The 1,195-nt window shown below is 53.1% G+C and carries 1 protein-coding gene; it reads left to right on the forward strand.

Annotation, left to right across the window (positions count from 1 at the left end):
- Nucleotides 1-1,158 (forward strand): elongation factor Tu (gene tuf, locus MXE41_RS13000; RefSeq protein ID WP_247100903.1); only part of this gene is annotated, 1,158 nt, incomplete at its 5' end.
- Nucleotides 1,159-1,195 lie beyond the last annotated feature (37 nt).

Consider the following 1,195-nt stretch of genomic DNA (forward strand, 5'->3'; position numbering starts at 1 on the left):
AAGCCACACGTAAACGTAGGCACCATCGGTCACGTTGACCACGGCAAGACCACTTTAACCGCTGCTTTAACCAAGGTTCTCGCTGAGAAGTTCGGTGGTGAAGTAAGAGCTTTCGACCAGATCGATAACGCTCCAGAAGAGAAGGCCCGTGGTATTACCATTAACTCCTCTCACGTTGAGTACGACACCGAGATCCGTCACTACGCTCACGTAGACTGCCCTGGCCACGCCGACTATGTTAAGAACATGATTACCGGTGCTGCTCAGATGGACGGCGCTATCTTAGTTTGTGCCGCTACCGACGGCCCAATGCCACAGACCCGTGAGCACATCCTGTTAGCTCGTCAGGTAGGCGTTCCATACATCGTTGTATTCTTAAACAAGTGCGACATGGTTGACGACGAAGAGTTACTCGACCTGGTTGAGATGGACGTTCGTGAGCTGCTCTCCGAGTACAAGTTCCCAGGCGACGACACCCCAGTTATCCGTGGTTCCGCTTTAGGCGCCTTAAACGGTGAAGAGCAGTGGGTTGCCAAGATCCTTGAGCTTGCTAATGCTTTAGACACCTACATCCCAGAGCCAAAGCGTGACATCGATCACCCATTCTTATTACCAATCGAAGACGTATTCTCCATCTCCGGTCGTGGTACTGTAGTTACCGGCCGTGTAGAGCGTGGTATCGTTCGTGTATCTGACGAAGTTGAAATCGTTGGTATCCGTGAGACCACCAAGACCGTTGTTACCGGTGTTGAAATGTTCCGCAAGCTGTTAGACCAGGGTCAGGCTGGCGACAACGTTGGTGTTTTATTACGTGGCACCAAGCGTGAGGACGTAGAGCGTGGTCAGGTTCTGGCTGCTCCAGGTTCCATCACCCCACACACCAAGTTCGACGGTGAAGTATACGTTCTGTCCAAGGATGAGGGCGGCCGTCACACCCCATTCTTCAAGGGCTACCGTCCACAGTTCTTCTTCCGCACCACCGACATCACCGGTTCTATCGACCTGGGCGAGGGTGTAGAGATGGTTATGCCAGGTGACAACACCAAGATGACCGTTACCTTAATCCACCCAGTAGCCATGGCCGCTGGTGAGCGCTTCGCTATCCGTGAGGGTGGCCGTACCGTAGGCGCCGGTGTTGTAGGCAGCATCATCGAGTAATTGTTACCTCAGGTAATGAATGCTCCAGTCAGCTTTG

It is taken from the genome of Anaerobiospirillum sp. NML120449 (genome assembly GCF_023051105.1).
In the GTDB taxonomy this organism is placed as follows: Bacteria; Pseudomonadota; Gammaproteobacteria; order Enterobacterales; family Succinivibrionaceae; genus Anaerobiospirillum.